Origin of the sequence: Marinitoga sp. 1155, assembly GCF_001021175.1 — a bacterium.
In the GTDB taxonomy this organism is placed as follows: Bacteria; Thermotogota; Thermotogae; order Petrotogales; family Petrotogaceae; genus Marinitoga.
Genome location: NZ_AZAX01000028.1, coordinates 35,103 through 53,296, shown reverse-complemented (window position 1 = coordinate 53,296; position 18,194 = coordinate 35,103). Strand labels below are relative to the sequence as shown.

Annotated in this window: 16 protein-coding genes; 8 read left to right on the top strand and 8 right to left on the bottom strand. The window is 25.3% G+C overall.

Annotated elements, in window-relative coordinates:
* Positions 1-4: 4 nt before the first annotated feature.
* The 4 genes from X274_RS08635 to lpdA all read right to left on the bottom strand — a co-directional run bounded on the left by X274_RS08635 (position 5) and on the right by lpdA (position 4,873).
* The gene (locus tag X274_RS08635; RefSeq protein WP_047266426.1) at positions 5-1,858 is read right to left on the bottom strand and encodes a V-type ATP synthase subunit I; all 1,854 of its coding nucleotides are present in this window, start codon (positions 1,856-1,858) and stop codon (positions 5-7) included.
* A gap of 2 nt (positions 1,859-1,860) precedes the next feature.
* Positions 1,861-2,910, bottom strand: a complete 1,050-nt coding sequence (locus X274_RS08630; protein WP_231580402.1) for a V-type ATPase subunit — start codon at positions 2,908-2,910, stop codon at positions 1,861-1,863.
* A gap of 37 nt (positions 2,911-2,947) precedes the next feature.
* Entirely contained in the window at positions 2,948-3,262 is a 315-nt protein-coding gene (locus tag X274_RS08625; RefSeq protein WP_047266424.1) for a hypothetical protein, read from the bottom strand.
* Between the two features lie 258 nt (positions 3,263-3,520).
* On the bottom strand, positions 3,521-4,873 hold the full coding sequence (gene lpdA / locus X274_RS08620; protein ID WP_047266423.1) for a dihydrolipoyl dehydrogenase: 1,353 nt from the start codon (positions 4,871-4,873) through the stop codon (positions 3,521-3,523).
* A gap of 253 nt (positions 4,874-5,126) precedes the next feature.
* Between lpdA and X274_RS08615 the strand changes: the two genes are divergently transcribed.
* From X274_RS08615 to X274_RS08605, 3 genes are read left to right on the top strand one after another with little or no spacing between them, the layout of a single operon-like run.
* Positions 5,127-5,510 (top strand): ArsR/SmtB family transcription factor, encoded by a 384-nt coding sequence (locus X274_RS08615; RefSeq protein WP_047266422.1) that lies wholly within the window; start codon positions 5,127-5,129, stop codon positions 5,508-5,510.
* Positions 5,485-6,525, top strand: coding sequence for an ACR3 family arsenite efflux transporter (gene arsB, locus X274_RS08610; RefSeq protein WP_047266421.1), 1,041 nt, complete (start codon positions 5,485-5,487; stop codon positions 6,523-6,525). Before X274_RS08615 ends, arsB begins: the two co-directional genes overlap by 26 nt.
* 1 nt (position 6,526) lies before the next feature.
* Positions 6,527-7,300, top strand: a complete 774-nt coding sequence (locus X274_RS08605) for a metallophosphoesterase family protein (RefSeq protein WP_047266420.1) — start codon at positions 6,527-6,529, stop codon at positions 7,298-7,300.
* Between the two features lie 99 nt (positions 7,301-7,399).
* On the opposite strand, the gene X274_RS08600 is transcribed toward X274_RS08605, so the two are convergent.
* Positions 7,400-8,674, bottom strand: coding sequence for an SLC13 family permease (locus X274_RS08600; protein ID WP_047266419.1), 1,275 nt, complete (start codon positions 8,672-8,674; stop codon positions 7,400-7,402).
* Positions 8,675-8,904: 230 nt separating this feature from the next.
* Here X274_RS08600 and X274_RS08595 point away from each other — a divergent pair, with 230 nt between their 5' ends.
* The 4 genes from X274_RS08595 (at position 8,905) to X274_RS08580 (ending at position 13,744) form a co-directional block, all read left to right on the top strand.
* Positions 8,905-10,164: an amidohydrolase family protein gene (locus X274_RS08595; RefSeq protein WP_047266418.1), complete on the top strand. Its 1,260-nt coding sequence runs from the start codon at positions 8,905-8,907 to the stop codon at positions 10,162-10,164.
* Positions 10,154-11,578: a GGDEF domain-containing protein gene (locus X274_RS11665; protein WP_052913267.1), complete on the top strand. Its 1,425-nt coding sequence runs from the start codon at positions 10,154-10,156 to the stop codon at positions 11,576-11,578. The genes X274_RS08595 and X274_RS11665 overlap by 11 nt, the downstream gene beginning before the upstream one ends.
* Positions 11,579-11,695: 117 nt before the next feature.
* A complete protein-coding gene (locus tag X274_RS08585; protein ID WP_047266417.1) occupies positions 11,696-12,004 on the top strand; it encodes a MoaD/ThiS family protein in 309 nt (102 codons plus the stop codon).
* A gap of 24 nt (positions 12,005-12,028) precedes the next feature.
* A complete protein-coding gene (locus tag X274_RS08580) occupies positions 12,029-13,744 on the top strand; it encodes a phospho-sugar mutase (protein ID WP_047266416.1) in 1,716 nt (571 codons plus the stop codon).
* A 38-nt stretch (positions 13,745-13,782) separates the two neighbouring features.
* Here the strand turns inward: X274_RS08580 and X274_RS08575 are convergent, their stop codons facing one another.
* From X274_RS08575 to X274_RS08565, 3 genes are read right to left on the bottom strand one after another with little or no spacing between them, the layout of a single operon-like run.
* Positions 13,783-14,448 carry an ABC transporter ATP-binding protein gene (locus tag X274_RS08575; RefSeq protein WP_047266415.1) on the bottom strand — a complete coding sequence of 222 codons (666 nt, stop codon included), beginning with the start codon at positions 14,446-14,448 and terminating at the stop codon, positions 13,783-13,785.
* Positions 14,448-16,034 (bottom strand): ABC transporter permease, encoded by a 1,587-nt coding sequence (locus X274_RS08570; RefSeq protein ID WP_047266467.1) that lies wholly within the window; start codon positions 16,032-16,034, stop codon positions 14,448-14,450. Before X274_RS08570 ends, X274_RS08575 begins: the two co-directional genes overlap by 1 nt.
* A gap of 20 nt (positions 16,035-16,054) precedes the next feature.
* A complete protein-coding gene (locus X274_RS08565) occupies positions 16,055-17,071 on the bottom strand; it encodes a Fe(3+) ABC transporter substrate-binding protein (RefSeq protein ID WP_047266414.1) in 1,017 nt (338 codons plus the stop codon).
* 383 nt (positions 17,072-17,454) lie between these two features.
* Between X274_RS08565 and X274_RS08560 the strand changes: the two genes are divergently transcribed.
* The gene (locus tag X274_RS08560; RefSeq protein WP_047266413.1) at positions 17,455-18,186 is read left to right on the top strand and encodes a metallophosphoesterase family protein; all 732 of its coding nucleotides are present in this window, start codon (positions 17,455-17,457) and stop codon (positions 18,184-18,186) included.
* Positions 18,187-18,194 lie beyond the last annotated feature (8 nt).

The window sequence follows — 18,194 nt, the reverse complement described above, 5'->3', positions numbered from 1 at the left end:
TCCACTAAAATTTGTATTTTATAGGATTAAATTCTTTACCGTTTCCTTTAAAAAATCTGGTGAAAAATTCATAATATTCTAACCTTAATGTTTGAATAAACACAACCAGACCTTCTAAAACTATAATTAAAATATTTCCTAACAATAGGATAATATATGAAAAAATGGTATTTCCTGTCATTTTAGACATCATATAAAACGCAAGAAATAGTCCTGCATGATTCATAGCAAAAGCTCCCAATCTGATAAAAGATAAAGTATTGCTTAGATATCCCAATAATATTTCGAATAAATCAAAAAAACCCTGTACAATCTTTTCTCCTAAAGTACCTTTTTCAAAAATAATACTTCTTAAATATATGATTATAATTAAACCAATAATAAATATATAACTGATTTTTGGAAAAGTACCATTTTTAATCATATAAAAGACAGAACCTAATAAAATCCAATAAAGAGCAATTCCAGCATATCCATTTGGATCAAAAACGAGTTCTTTTATATTTTTATTTTTTATTTTATTTACAATATTCAAAAACATTGCTAATGTAAGAATTGATATTCCAAAATATATAGAAAGTATTAAAAAATAATTTATATTATCCATTGGTCTTTTCCATAACGGTTTTATAACATTCTCAAATCCAAAAAAACTTCCATATAAAAAACCAAAAATAATTGAAAAAATGCCTGATGCTCCTATAACATAAAATAAATCGGATTTATTTTTTTTATAAATCCAAAAACCAAACAGGGATAAAACAGCTCCCTGCCCAACATCACCAAACATCATTCCATAAAATAACAAGAATAATATAGTAATTATAGGTGTCGGATCAATCTCATCGCTTGAAGGAATTCCAAACATTTTTACGATAAACTCAAAATGCTTAAAAATCCCTTTATTTTTCAATAATGTCGGTGATTTTTCCGAAAAAGCGTAATCAATAAATAAAATATAATCGTTTGAATTTGTATAATTTAGCAATTCATTATATATATCCCCGGTTGTCCATCCAGAAATTATAAAGAAATTTTCAGTAAATTTCATCTGATTGGTAAGGTCATAAATGTTTTTTAAAACAAATATATAATCAAAATACTTATATATGAATCTCCTGCTTTCAAAAAAAATTTTTTTTAAGGATATTTTTAGCATTTCTATTTCATATTCTAAAGAACGATATTCATCATATAATATCCATAATATTTCTTTTGGCGTACCAGTATAATCAGGAATAATATATTCAATAAAATTTGCTATTGATAAAGTTTTTCCTATTTCCATATTTGACTCATATATAAGCATTAACCACATAAAATTATCTTCTTCTGCAAGATTAATAACTAATACATTTTCGGTTTCTAAACTATTTATAAATCTTTCGTAATATAGATTATTTATTTTTCCAACTTTAAAGTTTAACCTTTTCATCATTAATAGTTTTTCTATGTCTATTTCTATAGGTTTTAATTTTTCAAATAATTCTATTTCTGTTTTTAATCTTTCCTTCTTTTCTTTTAAAAAATTCATTTTATCAGAAATTTCTTTCATTTTATTATTTAAATTTCTTGAAAATTCCAGAATTTCATCTTTATCAATAACAAATGGAAAGTTTATTTTTTTAGTTTTTGGTTCTGGAATCTTTTCAGCATATTCAAAAATATTTATAAAATTATTGTATATATTTTTATATGCATTCTCTTTCTGTGTCTTCAATTCGTTTAATAAATCTACTTCAATAATCTTTTCTAAAGGTAATATTTCAACTTTTTCTGAATCCAGGATCTTCTTTGAAATCTCTTCTAATTCATATTTATTTGAAATAATAGTAAAAGGTTTTAATTTTTCATGCACTTTTAATCACCCGCCAATAATAAAAAAGTTTTTATCTTTTCATTTGAAAAATTATAACGTTTTCCTTCTATTAAAGTTATTAAATCTTTATACTCATATTCTCGTATATAAAGATATCCGCTCATCACATCAAATCCATTTTGCGTGTGACTTAACAATTTTTTAGCATATAACAATATAATTTTTTCACATATTCTCTCAATAACATATGGAAAAATATTTTTATCAATATTTTGAAAGTATTTACCATATGAACATGTTGAAATTTTATTAATAAAATCATCTATATTCTCTGAAGTTGCAATATTTTGTAGTTCAGTTTTTGAAAGATTAAAAGAAATAGGCATTAAAAAGTTTAAAACTTCCTCTGTGGATAACTTAAATAAAATTTTTGCTCTATAAATCCATTGAATATTTGCTAAATCCATCTGTATATAAAATATTTTTTTTAGATTTTTTCCAAATTCCGGAATTAAACTTAGCGTTGTTTTCATTTTAGTAAAATACCAGAAATCAAAAGCATTTAATAGATGTTGAATTTTTTTAGATTTAGTATAATTCTGGTAAGCAGAATCAATAATAGGCTGATAAAAAGTATTTTTAAAAATATTAAGAACATCATCAAAGTTTTTTACCGAGGATAGCATATCTTCGTCAATAGTTTTATGGTTTAGCGGAAAGAATTTTTCTTTTGAAATATATTCTGGATGGCCTGAATGAAGAGATCTTAGTACAAATTTAATATTTTCTATTTCAAATCGTTTCTCCATAACTCTAAAAAATCTTTGACCTTCTACAGGAAGATAAAAATAAATATTATAAAAATCCTTTAAAATAGATTTTCTTATAAGAATTTCAACATCACGTCTATGTATCTTTGAAATATCTGTATTTTCAAAAATTTTGCTATAATGAGTATTATTTTTTAAATATTCTGCTATTTCGAAAACGCTCGAAGAATTTACTAAATTTTGAAAATCATCTCTATTTAATATCTTTGAATTTAAAACTTTTACTTTTGCCATTAATGCTGGAAATTTCAATTTAATCATCTCCAATTATGAATTTGCTTTTTTATTCTTATATCATTTAAGAAATCATTTTTTCCAAAACGTTTGAGGCAAAATTATCAATATCTTTTTCCAAAAATTTGAATTTTTCTTTTAACAATAATATTTCTTTTTCAGATTCCGAAAAAATCTTTTGTGCTGATTCCTCAGCATTTTGAATAATTTTTTCAGCATTTTTTTCGATTATAATATACTTTTCCTTTTTTTGATTTTCCAGTTCAAGAATTTTTTTTCTTAATTCATCTTTTAATTCTTTTTCAGCATTTTTTAATTTCTCCTGCATACTAAGTTCTGCATTAACAATTTTGTTTATAATACTATTTGGAGAATCCATATAAAATCACCTCCACTAAAGACTAAAAAATTCAAATTAAATATCTTCTATTAAGATTATACTCCTTTAATTGTTAACAAATGAGAAAAGAATTATGTATATTTATGGATTAATACTGTTAAAAAACAATTAAAGGCGATTATGATAAAAAATGTCATATTTTCTAACAAAAAAGAAGGCTTTAAGCCTTCTTTTTTATGCCAAAATTTATTTTTATACGTATTGTATTTTCATAGAAATTTTACATTTTCTTATTTTTTATATATGTATTGCTAAATTTTCCGTATCTTCAAATGCACCTAATATTGTTTCTGTTAATGTAGGATGAGGATGAATTGAATTTGAGATCTCATCAATAGTAAGCCCGTATTTAACAGCTAAAACTCCTTCCATTATCATATCTGTTGCTGATGGTGAAATAATTGTAAAGCCTAAAACCTTTTTTGTTTTTCTATCTGCTATAATCTTAGCAAATCCTTCTCTTTCTTCCATTGTTCTTGCTCTACCATTGGCTGAAACAGGAAATTTACCAATAATAATTTTTTCAGGATCCAGATCCTTTTCCTTTAAACCTGTTGAAGCAACTTCTGGTGTAGAAAATATAATAGACGGAACTGCGGAATAATCCATTTTCATACTTTCACCAGCAATATTATGTGCTGCAACAATACCTTCAAACATTGCCACATGAGCAAGCATTATTTTTGCTCTTATATCTCCAATTGCATAAACATTATCTATATTAGTTTTCATTGAATCATCCGTAACAACACCTTTTTCTATCTCTACACCTAACTCCTTAACATCTTGTGGAATATATGGTTTTCTTCCTACTGCCAATAATATTTTTTCAGAAGATATTTCGATTTCACTATTCTCAGACTCTGCAACAACAGTATAAAAATCATCTTTTATAACATTTTTCACTCTAGTTTTTTCATAAATTTTTACACCTTTTTTAATTAAAGCTTTTTTTATTTCTTTAGCAACGTCTTCATCTTCAAAAGGTAAAATATGGTCGGCTAATTCAATTAAAAAAACTTTTTTACCCAGTGCTGAAAAAAATGTGGCAAATTCCACACCTATAACTCCCCCGCCAATTATCACTATACTTTCAGGTATTTCCTTCATAGTAAATACATCATCACTTGTCCATATTCCATCGATTTTATCAAAAGGAGGAAATACTGCCGGAATTGAACCATGAGCTAAAATTAAATTTTTGCTTTCTAAAATTTTATCATTTACTTTTATATGATTTTTATCTATAATTATTCCAGTTCCATTAAATACATCAATATTATTTTTTTTCATCAAATATTCTATTCCTTTTCGTGACATAACTATCGATTTATTCATATGTTTTAGAATTCCAGACAATTCATATGAAATATTTTCAACCTTTATACCAAATTTTTTAGATTTAGTAATAATATCTGTATACAAATGAGTGGCTGTAAGTAAGGCTTTGGTTGGAATACAACCTTTGTTTGTACATGTTCCTCCAAGATGTTCCTTTTCAATTAAAGCAACTTTTTTGCCAAGTTGAGATGATCTAATAGCTGCAACATATCCACCAGGTCCTCCACCAACTACAACAACATCATACATTTAATCCACCCCTTTGCGTTTTTTATCGCAAATATTTTACCTTTTATACAGAAATTTTATTTTACGAAAAGATTAAATATTAAACAAAAAATTTTTTGTAAACTGCAGTCTATATAATACACCCTTGAACACACACAACTATAAAAAATTAATTTCATTTTTCTAAAATTTTAATATAAATTCAATATTTTCTTCATAGAAAAATTATATCATATGTCTATATGAACATATAGTAATATAAAAGGAGGTCAATATGAATAAATTTGTTGAAATGATAAAAATTTTTTCTGATGAAACACGACTGAGAATATTAAATATATTATTCCAGGGTGAGCATTGTAATTGTGATTTAGAAGAAGTTTTAAATATTTCTCAATCCAATATTTCAAAACATTTAAAAAAAATAATGCTACTCGACTTAGTATCAAGTAGAAAAAGTTCATATTGGACATATTATAAAATTAATAAAGAGAATTTTGATAAACACCCATTTATGAATGAACTAATGAAAGAAATACAATATTTAGAACCTTTTAAATCTGATTTAATTAAACTAAAAAAATATAAAAGTATTCCAGGAAGATGTCAAATAAATTTAAAGGAGGTTTCTCATGAAAAAAAAGATAACCATTTTTGAAAAGTATCTTAGTTTATGGGTTATAATATGTATTATTTTTGGTGTTTTTATTGGAAATTTTTTTCCATTATTCCCAAAAATCTTGAGTAAATTAGAATATGCAAATGTATCTATTCCTGTAGCTATATTAATATGGTTGATGATTTTTCCTATGATGCTAAAAATCGATTTTTCAAGTATAAAAAATGTCCGTAAAAATCCAAAAGGTATAATTATAACTTTAATAATTAATTGGGTTATAAAACCTTTTACAATGTATTTTTTCGCATGGGTTTTTTTTAAATATATTTTTGCTGCCTTTATTTCCCCAGAACTTGCTGCTGAATACATTGCAGGAGCTGTCTTACTTGGAGCAGCTCCATGTACAGCTATGGTTTTTGTTTGGAGTTATTTAAGTGATGGAGATCCAGCTTATACTCTTGTTCAAGTAGCAATAAATGATATAATTATTTTATTTGCATTTGCTCCAATTGTATCATTTCTTCTTAAGGTGGGAAATGTTAATGTTCCATTTAATACTTTAATTTTATCAGTTGTATTTTTTGTATTATTTCCATTAATTATAGCTGTTTTAACAAGAAAACATTTAATAAAAAAAAGAGGCCTTGAATGGTTTAATAAAATATTTTTAAAAGAAATTTCCATTATATCACCAATTGGATTGTTAATAACATTAATAATATTATTTTCATTTCAAGGTAAAATTATTTTAAATAATTATTTTCACATATTATTAATTTCTATTCCATTAATAATACAAACTTTTTTTATTTTTTCTATAGGATATTTTTGGGCATACAAATGGAATTTATCACATAAAATAGCTGCTCCTGCCGCAATGATTGGTGCCAGTAATTTTTTTGAATTAGCTGTTGCCGTAGCAATATCATTATTTGGACTAGAATCTGGTGCTGTTTTAACAACTGTGGTAGGGGTATTAGTAGAAGTTCCTGTAATGTTAACATTGGTTAATATAGCAAACAAAACAAAAAACAAATTTATTCAGGAGGTATAATATGAAATTAGCTTTTATTTCAGATATTCATGCTAATTTAGAAGCTTTAAACGCCGTTTTAAAAGATATAAAGGAAAGAGAAATAGAAAAAATATATTGTTTAGGAGATTTAGTAGGATATGGCCCAAATCCAAATGAAGTTATTGATATTATAAAAAAAGAAAAGATAGAAAGTGTTATGGGCAATTACGACAATGCAATTGGATATGAAAAAGAAAGTTGTGGTTGTTCTTATAATCCTGGTAGAGAAACGGAGGTTGGAGATGAATCCATCAACTGGACAATAAAAAATACAACAAAAAAAAATAAGAAATATTTGAAATCATTATCTTCTAAAATCGAATTAAAAATTGAAGGAATTAATTTATTATTAGTTCATGGCAGTCCGTTAAATCATTTATTTGAATATATAAAACCTGATATAGATATTTTAAGGTTAAAAGAAATTGTTAATAAAACAAATGCTGATATTATTATTACCGGACATACACATTTGATCATGTCAAAACATATAAAAGGTAAAGCTATATTAAATCCCGGAAGTATTGGTAGGACAAAGGATGGTTCTCCTTTGGCAACATATTTAATATTAGAAATAAATAATGGCATATATAATTACGAATTCATAAAGGTAAAATATGATGTAAAGAAAACTGTGGAAAAAATCATTGAAGTTGGGCTTCCGGTAGAATTAGCAACTGTCCTAGCGTTAGGAGGAACATTTAACATGGGAAAATCAAAAAATAATAATATGATATTTAAAGTAAATAAATAATAATCAATTGAGCTGTCTGGGTGAATTTGACTTTTTGGACATCGTATTATATAGAATACATTTTAACAAAAACATGAATTGGATATCCAATTCATGTTTTTATATATATAATAAATACCCAATATATAATAATCCAATAATTAAAGAAATTAATACGGGCACTATTTTCCATTTCATATATTCGATAAAACCAAATCTTCTTCCAAGATTTTTTTCAAGATAATTTACGGCCACAATATTTTGTACTGCACCAAGCGGAGTTAAACTCGTTGCAAAATTGGCCCCAATTGCAAAAGTCCACCACAATATAGGATTTATACCCTGCGAAACAAGTATTTTAATAATCGGAGCTAAAATTAAAGCAGATGGAACATTGTTCAATATAGGAATGGTTATTATTGATATTAAATAAAAAATACCCAACAATAATAACATATTTCCTTCTAGAGGTATAAATAAGTTTGCAATTTTTTCAGTAAAACCTATTTCTTCGAGCGCATATGATGTCATATATAATCCAGCAAAGAAAAATAACATATCCCAATCTATATCTTTAGCAATATCCTCATAACCTCCAGAAAATTTAAAAACAAGTATAGAGCCACCCAAAAGCGCAATAACAGCTAATTCAAGATTCAACGATGTATGAAGGATAAATAGAATAATAACAATTATAAAATCCAGCAAAGAAAATATCATCATCTTTTTATCTGTAATAGCCTTATTTTCATCCATTAATTTTAACTTTTCTATATTTTTCAATGCTTTTTCATCAATAGTTAAATGTTTTTTGAAATATATCAATACCCCAATAAATGCTAAAATAGAAACAGGCCCCATTTTTATTATAAAATCATTGAAAGAATATCCGCTAATAGAACCTATTACAAGATTTAAAGGACTCCCGATTAAAGTTGCAGCTCCACCTATATTATCCATTAATATGGTTAAAGTTATTAAAGGTATTGGATTTATCTCAAGCATATCAGAAATTAAAAAAATCATAGGTGCCATAACCAATATAGTTACAACATTGTCTAAAAAAGCGGATGTAAGAGCAACTATTATCATCAATAACGTAACAGTAAGAAAAAAACGCTTTCCACCTAGTTTTATTATTTTTATTGAAAAATATTCAAAAAATCCAGATTTACTCAAAAAAGCAACTATCATCATCATTCCAGTTAATAATCCTAAAGTGTCAATATCAACAACATGGCTGAAATTCTCTGTGTCTAAACCATTTACCAACCTCAATGCTGAGATTATTAAAGCCAAACTAAATACTACAGCAGGTTTATTTTTCCGACCAAAAATAATGTAAAGATAAGCTAAAGTTACAATAAATAAAACAAGAATAGAATGGATAGTCATAATGTCACCCCAATTTAAGTTTTATCAAATGAATTGCTGATATATAATAAACCTTCAATATAATGAGAATTTTTCATTATTATTTAAAACAGGCAACCAAAATATTACAAAATAACTTTATAAAATTTAGCGATTTATCGCAATTAATTTTTATGGTATAATATTAATATAGCGAATGATTATTAATACTTTAATATTAAATTACAATAATATTTAAAAGAGGTGTTATTGTGTATTATTTAACAAAAAACGGAAATTTTATTTTTAAAAATACAAAACATAATGTGAAAAAATATATAACCCCGTTAATAACAGATACTCATATGCATATATTGGGTTTTGGTGAAAAATTATTAAATCCAGATCTTGAAAAATTAAATACTGAGCAAATACAAAAAATTATTATAGACAAATTAAACAAAGGGGAAGATAAAGTTATATTAAGAGGATGGAGTAATTTAAAAATGGATTTAGATCCAATTTCTAAAAACATTCCTATAATTTTGATTAGAAGATGTGGGCATATTGCTATTGTTAATTCTATTATTTTAGAAAAATTATCAAAAGAAATTGATAATAAATATATAGATTTCAAAAATAAGATTATAAAAGAAAAAGCCCTTGAAAAATTTTATGAAATATATGGATACTTTTCAGATATTAAAGGGGCTTATAAAAAAGCCACAAAATATTTGCAATCAAAAGGTTACGGATATGTTCATTCTGATGATTTGCACGGTATAAAAAAAGAAAATTTACCTTTTAATAATGAAATGAAAATTTTAGAAAAAGTTGCAATTAATAATTTTGATGAATTGCGAAATTATTATAATTTAAAATATTTTGAGAAATTTAAAAGCGTGAAATTATATATGGATGGCTCATTTGGAGGAAGAACGGCATTTTTAAGAGAAAAATATAATGATAGTAAAGAAAATGGTTCTATATTATGGCATAAAGAGGAATTAAAAAAAGTTATTGAATTTTGTGAAAATCATAATCTTCATTTGTGTATGCATGCAATAGGAGATAAAGCTGTTGATATAATTTTAGAATCTTTTAATGATTTAAAACCAAACAATTTTCATAGAATAATTCATGCTTCTATCTTACATGACGAACAAATAAAAATGATTAAAAAGCACAAATTAATATTGGATATGCAACCACAATTTTTCGACTCAGATAAAGAAATATTGGAAAGCAGATTAGGAAAGAGAAAAAAATTAACATATAGATTTAAAGATTTATATAATGAAAAAATACCTATGTTCTTTTCATCTGATGCACCAGTTGAGATGCCAGATTGGATTAGAGATGCTCGAATTTTAAATAATCTAGGACTTCCATTAAATTATATTATTTATAATTTAACATATTTTCCTGAATTCATTGATGGATTTGATAGGGAAAAACAATTTTTAATATTTAAAGAAAATCCTTTTGAAAAATTGACAATTCCTTATATTGGAGGAAAAAATGATATATAGTATTTTATTGTTTTTATTATTAAGTATATTTTTTATCCTTATAAGTAAATATAGTCTGAGGAGAACTATTAAAAATATTTTTAGAGTTCTTAATAATTTGCCATTAATTATAATAATATATGACTTTGATAAAATTTATTATTATTCTTCAGAGATTGAAAAAATACTGAAAAAGAAAATAATTACAGTGGATGATTATATTACATTTTTTGACAAGAAAGAAAAATTACAAATAATACAAATATTGTCCACAAAAAAAGATAAAATTTCTTTGAACTTTATAAAAAAAATTAATAATGAGATTTATAAAATTTTTTCAATGAAAATTACTTTTTTTGGGAAAATAGTAATTTTGCAGGTTTTTCATAATATAACTGAAATTTATAAAAAAGATAAAATGATACACCAAATGAATCAAAAAATTGAAGTTCTGGATAATTTAAGAAATTTAACATATACTGAAAATTTTAATTTATCTGGAATAATGGAAAGTATATTTAATTATTTAAGAAAAGTCGATCTCGTAGACTTATTTGCTTTTAGTATTTTTTCAAAAGATAAAAAAAGTGCTAAAGTAACAATTTATTTTGAAAATAAAAAAATCGAAACAACTATTTACGAAAAACAAAAAGGTATTTCATGGTATTTTTTAAAAAATAATTTAAAAAAATTATATATTCAAGACTTATCAAATTTCTCAAAGGATGAATATAAAAGCGTTATAAATATATATGAAATGGATAATTCGTATAAAGATTTAACCTTATATTTATTTCCATATAAATTTGAAAAAAACATTCACGGATTATTTTCATTTGGAAAAAAAGGAATAGATTCATATTCGGAAATGGATAAAAAATTAATAGAATCTATAGCAGAACATATAGATTTCGTTGTTAGGTATCAATATATATTAAAAAAATATAATGAAGAAAATAATCATTATAAAGATTTACTAACCAAAGATACCTTAACTCAACTATATTCAAGATACTATTTTAATGAATGGATATTAAAACATGCTGAATATCTTAAAAGAAATAATAAAAAATCCATATTGGCAATGATAGATATAAATAATTTTAAAAATATAAATGATACATATGGTCATTTGACAGGAGATAATGTATTAAAATTTATTGCCAATATCTTTTTAAATAATATAAGGTCAATGGATATAGCTGTACGGTTTGGCGGTGATGAATTTTTATTAATATTTCCTGATGCTACAATTAAAAATATCAAGAAAAAAATGAAAATAATTATTGAAAAAATAAAAGAAAATAATTATTCTTTTGATGTTTCTATTTCATACGGACTTTCTGAATTCTGCGGAGAATCATATATAGAATCTTTAAAAAGAGCTGATAAAAAAATGTATGAAATGAAGAAAAATTTAGGCAAAAAATTTTAAGCGGAAATATTAAGTCAAAAAAATAAATAAAGTTAAAAAATATATCATTTTATGATATATTTTTTGTGGTATAATTTAATGTTGCGATGATAATGATTATACTGAGGAGGTGAATAAATGTTAAAAATAAAATTCATGAGTAATTTAAGAGCAATTCTTGACAAAAAATCAATAAACTTGGATATTGAACAGGAAAAAGAACTAGCAGAATTGTTAAAAATAATCGGAAATAAGATTAAATCAAAATTTGAAATAATAAAAAAAGAAAAAGATCATATGGTATTGAAATTATATGTAAATCTAAATGGTCAAGAAAGTTATATTACAATGAGAGTTAAATTTCTTTATAACAATGAATTTATCTCAATGGATAAAAAAATAAAAGATGGAGAATTACAAATATTACCGCTACTTGGTGGAGGATAAGAAAATGATAAAGGAGTGATGATGATGGATTACATGAAAGTATACGAAGAATGGTTAAACAGCCCCCATGTGGATGAAGAAACTAAAAAAGAACTATTATCAATAAGAGAAAATGAAAAGGAGATTATGGAAAGATTTTATAAAGAATTAGAATTTGGTACTGCTGGATTAAGAGGTATATTAGGTGCAGGAACAAATAGAATGAATATTTATACAGTGGGTAAAGCCACGCAGGGATTGGCAGATTTTATTGTTTCAAAAGGTGAAGAATATATGAAACGCGGAGTTGTTATAGCATATGATGTTAGACATAACTCGGAGTTATTTGCAAAAACAGCTGCACTTATTTTAGCAGCCAATGGAATAAAAGCTTACTTGTTTGATCATATCGCACCGACACCTTTACTTTCATTCTCTGTTAGAAGATTGAATACTGCTGCTGGTATAGTAATTACAGCAAGCCATAATCCAAAAAATTATAACGGTTATAAAGTTTACTGGGAACAAGGTTCTCAAATATTGGATGATGTGGCTATCCCGGTAATGGAAAATATCAAAAAATTAACAGATTTCTCAATGATTAAGAAAATTTCTGAAAGCGAAGCTCTTGAAAAAGGTTTATTAGAATATGTTGGTAAAGATATTGAAGATGAATATATAGAAAAAGTAAAAGGATTAGCAATAAGAGATGATATTGATAAAGATGTTAAAATTGTATATACACCTCTTAATGGTACCGGGAATAAACCAGTTAGAAGAGTACTGGCTGAAAGAGGCTTTAAAAATATATTTGTTGTACCTGAACAAGAAAATCCGGATCCAGATTTTAAAACCGTCGGATATCCTAATCCTGAAGATATAAAAGCTTTTGAATATGCAAAAAAATTGGCTGAAAATAAAGATGCAGATGTAATAATAGCAACCGATCCAGATTGTGATAGAACTGCTGTAATGGTAAAACATAAAGGAGAATATGTGCCTTTAAACGGAAATCAAACTGGAGCTATATTAATAAAATATATTATTGAAGGAAGAAAAGAAAAAGGAACATTATCTGAAAAAGGAATGATTATAAAATCAATAGTTACAGGTGATTTAGGAAAGGAATTAGCTGAAAAATATGGTGTAATCACATTTGAAACATTAACAGGATTTAAAAATATCTGTGGATTAGAAAATGAATTAGAAGGAAAATATGATTTCGAATTCGGGTATGAAGAAAGCATAGGATATGTAACAGGCACGTTCGTAAGAGATAAAGATGGCGTTATCTCTTCTATGTTTGTTTCAGAAGCTGCTGCATATTATAAAAAACAAGGAAAAACGTTAATAGATGTACTATATGATTTATATAATGAAATAGGATATTATTTTGAAAATAATTTTTCAATTATCATCGAAGGGTTAGAAGGTATGGCAAAAATGAAAAAGATTATGGAAGTATACAGAAAAGAATTTCCGAAAGAAATTGGCAATATGAAACTTATAAGATATATTGATTATTTAGAAAAAAAAGATATGAACTTAACGACAAATGAAATAAATGAAACAGATGTTCCAAAATCAAATGTATTAAGATTTTTCTTCGATGATGGCTCATGGTATGCGGTTAGACCATCCGGAACAGAGCCTAAATTAAAGATTTATATTTACTCTAAGGATAAAGATGAAAATAAATCAAAAGAGAAATTAAAATTAATGAAAGATAAAATAATGGAAATTATTAATTCTGTAGAGTAAAAATAATCCCCTGAACCAGGGGATTATTTTTATTCACTTTAATTTACATAATTTTGATCATATACTTCTTCTGTTTTCCCAATATATTTAATTTTTCCCTTTTCGATAATAATAATTTTATCTGACAGAGCAATAGCATCATTCTTATCATGAGTAACTAAAATTGTTGTAATACCTGCTTTATTCAGAATTTTTTTTAATTCCGTTCTGATTCTATCTTTTAAATTTTCATCCAAATTACTAAAAGGTTCATCTAAAAGCAATAATTTTGGGTTTGTTGCAAGTGTTCTTGCCAATGCAACTCTTTGCTGTTGCCCGCCACTTAATTCATGAGGATATCTATTTTCGTATCCTTTTAAATTGACTAATTGCAACATTTCCTTTGTTTTATTTTTTTTTGCAAATTCTATATTTTGTTTTACTGTCATATGCGGAAATAATGCATAATCTTGAAATACAAACCCTATATTTCTTTTTTCTGGAAAAACAAAATGCTGTTTTGAAGTTAAAATTCGATTTTCCAATCTAATAATACCTTTTTGCGGCCTTTCAAATCCTGCAATTATTCTAAGTATAGTACTTTTACCGCTTCCACTTTCACCAACAATAGCAACTGTTTCCCCTTTTTTAATTTGAAAATCTATTCCTTTCAATACAAAATCTTTATCATATTTAAACCAGATATCTTCTATATATAAAAACATTATTTACCATCTCCTGTTATTTTTCTTAAAATTAGTATAAAAATAAAAATTATTGATATTATCGTTAAAGATGCTACAGAAGCTTCATGTATCATTTCATCATTTGCATATTCAAAAACTTTTGTAGCTAATGTATCAAAATTAAAAGGTCTAAGAATTAAAGTCAAAGGTAATTCTTTTATTATTTCAATAAACGAAAAAATAAAAGCACTAATAATAGCAGGTTTTATAATTGGAATATCGATCTTTAAAAATGTAATAAAAAATGATTTCCCCAAACTTCTGGAAGCTTCATGATAGGATTTTCCAGTTTTTTCAAAATTACTATCAATAGGACTATAAGCTATATTTAAAAAACGAACAATATATGCATAAATAAGCATTAATATTGAAGAAGTTAATACTAATCTTGATTTAATACCTAAAAATGCATATAAAGAGGATAAAGTTTTATCTAAGTTTATGAAAATTATCATTACACCAACAGCAATAACTGCACCAGGTATAGAATAACCCATTGTAGCTATTTTTGACAAAATAACTGTATTTTTTCCACTAAATCGGATAGTATCTGAAATTATAAGAGCCAGAATTATTATAACAATTGAAGATATCATGGCTATAAGTATTGAATTAAAAGTTAATTCAATAAATTTTATATTGGTATTTTTAAACGAAAATATAGACCATTGTATTAATTGCAATACTGGAAACAAAAAGGATAATAAAAACAAAGCTGTCATATAAGAAAAAATTAGATATAATTTAATACCTTTTAATTTTCTTCTTTTTATTGGTTTGTTTTTTTTAGTAGCATATGATTTATTTTGCCTTAAAATTTTTTCAAAATATAAAATACTAAAAACAAATAATAATAAAATAGCTGATAATTTTATTGCTGTATTAATATCGCCTAGAGAAAACCATGCTTTAAAAATTCCCGTGCTAAAAGTTGGAATTCCGTAATATTTCACAACACCATAATCATTTAATACTTCCATTAATACAAGACTAGTCCCGCCCACTATAGCGGGTCTAGCCAATGGCAAAACAATTTTAAAAAATGTCTCTAAAGTTCCCTTCCCCAAAGAATAAGAAACTTCTATAATATTATGTATTTGTTTTGAAAAAAAAGATTTTACTGTTAAATAAACATATGGAAATAAAAACATTGAAAATATAAATACCGATCCTGAAACTGACATAATATTAAATAAATACGATTTCCCATTAAATTCCGTATACTTCATTAAAAATGTCTGTAATGAACCAGTATAGCTAATCATACCTGCATATACATATGCACCTATAAACGGAGGAATAGTTAATGGTAATATTAGCAACCACTCAAATTGTTTTCTAAAAGGAAATTCGTAATAACTAACAAACCATGCACTTGAGATACCTAATACCGCTGATAAAAATCCTGTCCCTATAATAAGTTTTAATGAATTTAGAACATAATCTTTTAACAAATAATTATAAATATGCGTCCAATTCTTATTAGAAGGAATTATTAAATTGTATAAAACAACAAAAATAGGTACTGAAATTAAAAATAATATAATATAAGTTGTTTTTTTCATATATCCTCCTATTGGTTCTATTATTTCCAACCAGCTTTATCCATTATTTCAACAGCTTTAGAATTATACTCACCTAATAGTGTTAAGTCTATTCCTTGAGAAGTAAAATTTCCCCATGATTTTAATAATTCAGATGGTTCAACTTCTGGATTTGCAGGATACTCATAATTTGCTTTAGCAAATTCACCCTGTGCTTCTTTACTTGTTAAGAATTCCAAAAGTTTAATTGCATTTTCTCGGTTTTTTGAGTATTTTACAATACCAGCACCACTTACATTTATATGAGTTCTTTCAGGAAAAAATATTTTTATTTTTTTAGCCGCTGCTACCTGTTGTTTATCGGATGAATTTAACATCTTCCCTATATAATATGTATTTACTATTGCAATATCCCCTTCACCAGATGCAACAGCTATAACCTGTGCCCTATCATTCCCTTGAGGCTTTCTAGCCATATTATTAACAATACCTTTTGCCCAATTTAAAGCCCATTCTTCACCATATATTGCAACAAATGAAGCTATTAAAGATTGATTATATATATTAGAAGAAGATCTGACAACAATTCTTCCTTTCCATTCAGGATTAATTAAATCCTCATATGTTTTTATCTTCGATATATCTACTCTTTTGGGTGAATAAGCTAAAACTCTTGCTCTTACAGTTAAAGCATACCAGTAATTTTCTCTATCTCTTAGATTATTCGGTATATTTTTTATTAACACATCTGTAACGATAGGTTGTAATAATCCTAAAACTTTTGCTCTGTGCAGCCTTCCTACATCAGCAGTTATAAATAAATCCGCTCTTGTGTCACTACCCTCATTTTTTATTCTTTCAATTAATTCATCTTCTCCAGCTTTAATTACATTTACTTTAATTCCTGTTAATTTTGTAAATTCATCATATAATTTCTGATCTGTATCATAATGTCTACTTGTATATACATTTACTTCTCCACCTTGGCCATAACCAAACATACCTGCATATAACGAAATAGATAATAGAGCTAAAACAACCACAAAAATTTTCTTCATAAAACATTCCTCCTTTTGTTTTTATTTTCACAATTTATTACCAGTTTAATTATAACAAATTCTATCCATTTTTAAGCTAAAAAAAAATTACATGTTTGATATTTTTCTTTTTATAATCCAAAATAGTTAAAATAATGAAAATAAAAAAGAAATAAAAAAGAAATAATACCCGTGGTAGGTAGGGGTAAAAACGTTTTATATTTACCATAAACAACAGAAAACAACAATATTTGTCAACAATGTTAAAATGTTACATAAAATCAACAAATAGTGTTGTAAAAGTTTTTAGGTTTATATTATTTTAGATTTAAATCAAAAAATATATTCTATTTGTTTTTAATCTTTTTTTGGTATAATAATAAAAAAATTGGAAGGAAGATAATATGCTTGAAATAGTAGCAGTATCAGATGAAGAAAGAGGATATTTACCTAAAAAAATTAAGAAATGTGATGTATTATTGTGCTGTGGAGATTTATCGCCAGGTTATCTTGATTACTTATTAAATACATTAAATCCCAAAATAAGTTATATGATTTATGGAAATCATGACAAAAAATATTTTAAAAATTTATTTGATGTAGAACTTTCAGGATATTCAAAAACATATAAAGGCTTAATAATAATACATGAAAAAATTGAAAATTTGAAAAGAGTATTAAATATAGAATCAAATATCTATATAGGAGGTTTTTCTGGAGCTTTTTCATATGGAAAAAAACCTTTTCATTTTGCAGAAAAAGACGCAAAAAATTTTGAAAAAATATTATCTCGAAAAAAAAGATTAAATTTTATCAAACAATTGGACATTTTAATAACTCATTCTCCTCCAGGAATTGAAAATATGTTTGAAAAAGAAATCAGTTCATATCATAAAGGCTCAAAAAATATGGCTTTAATATATAAAAAATATTTCCCTAAAATATGGTTTTATGGCCATATACATCCAAGATATACAGATCAAAAACTAAATTTTAAAATTCATTACAAAAACAAAGTTTCTTATTTGCTTAACACCGTTCCTTATAAGTACGTAAAATATGATGAAGAGAAAAAAGAAATATTAGAAATTATAAGTGAAGAAGGAATCATTCTTTTTAAAGATATTTATATTTAAAAAATTCG

What these genes read in the sequence shown, in the direction of transcription:
- X274_RS08630 (WP_231580402.1), bottom strand. Translation starts at nt 2,910, where the DNA reads ATGATTAAATTGAAATTTCCAGCATTAATGGCAAAAGTAAAAGTTTTA.
- X274_RS08625 (WP_047266424.1), bottom strand. Translation starts at nt 3,262, where the DNA reads ATGGATTCTCCAAATAGTATTATAAACAAAATTGTTAATGCAGAACTT.
- lpdA (WP_047266423.1), bottom strand. Translation starts at nt 4,873, where the DNA reads ATGTATGATGTTGTTGTAGTTGGTGGAGGACCTGGTGGATATGTTGCA.
- X274_RS08615 (WP_047266422.1), top strand. Translation starts at nt 5,127, where the DNA reads ATGAATAAATTTGTTGAAATGATAAAAATTTTTTCTGATGAAACACGA.
- arsB (WP_047266421.1), top strand. Translation starts at nt 5,485, where the DNA reads ATGAAAAAAAAGATAACCATTTTTGAAAAGTATCTTAGTTTATGGGTT.
- X274_RS08605 (WP_047266420.1), top strand. Translation starts at nt 6,527, where the DNA reads ATGAAATTAGCTTTTATTTCAGATATTCATGCTAATTTAGAAGCTTTA.
- X274_RS08600 (WP_047266419.1), bottom strand. Translation starts at nt 8,674, where the DNA reads ATGACTATCCATTCTATTCTTGTTTTATTTATTGTAACTTTAGCTTAT.
- X274_RS11665 (WP_052913267.1), top strand. Translation starts at nt 10,154, where the DNA reads ATGATATATAGTATTTTATTGTTTTTATTATTAAGTATATTTTTTATC.
- X274_RS08585 (WP_047266417.1), top strand. Translation starts at nt 11,696, where the DNA reads ATGTTAAAAATAAAATTCATGAGTAATTTAAGAGCAATTCTTGACAAA.
- X274_RS08580 (WP_047266416.1), top strand. Translation starts at nt 12,029, where the DNA reads ATGGATTACATGAAAGTATACGAAGAATGGTTAAACAGCCCCCATGTG.
- X274_RS08575 (WP_047266415.1), bottom strand. Translation starts at nt 14,448, where the DNA reads ATGTTTTTATATATAGAAGATATCTGGTTTAAATATGATAAAGATTTT.
- X274_RS08570 (WP_047266467.1), bottom strand. Translation starts at nt 16,034, where the DNA reads ATGAAAAAAACAACTTATATTATATTATTTTTAATTTCAGTACCTATT.
- X274_RS08565 (WP_047266414.1), bottom strand. Translation starts at nt 17,071, where the DNA reads ATGAAGAAAATTTTTGTGGTTGTTTTAGCTCTATTATCTATTTCGTTA.
- X274_RS08560 (WP_047266413.1), top strand. Translation starts at nt 17,455, where the DNA reads ATGCTTGAAATAGTAGCAGTATCAGATGAAGAAAGAGGATATTTACCT.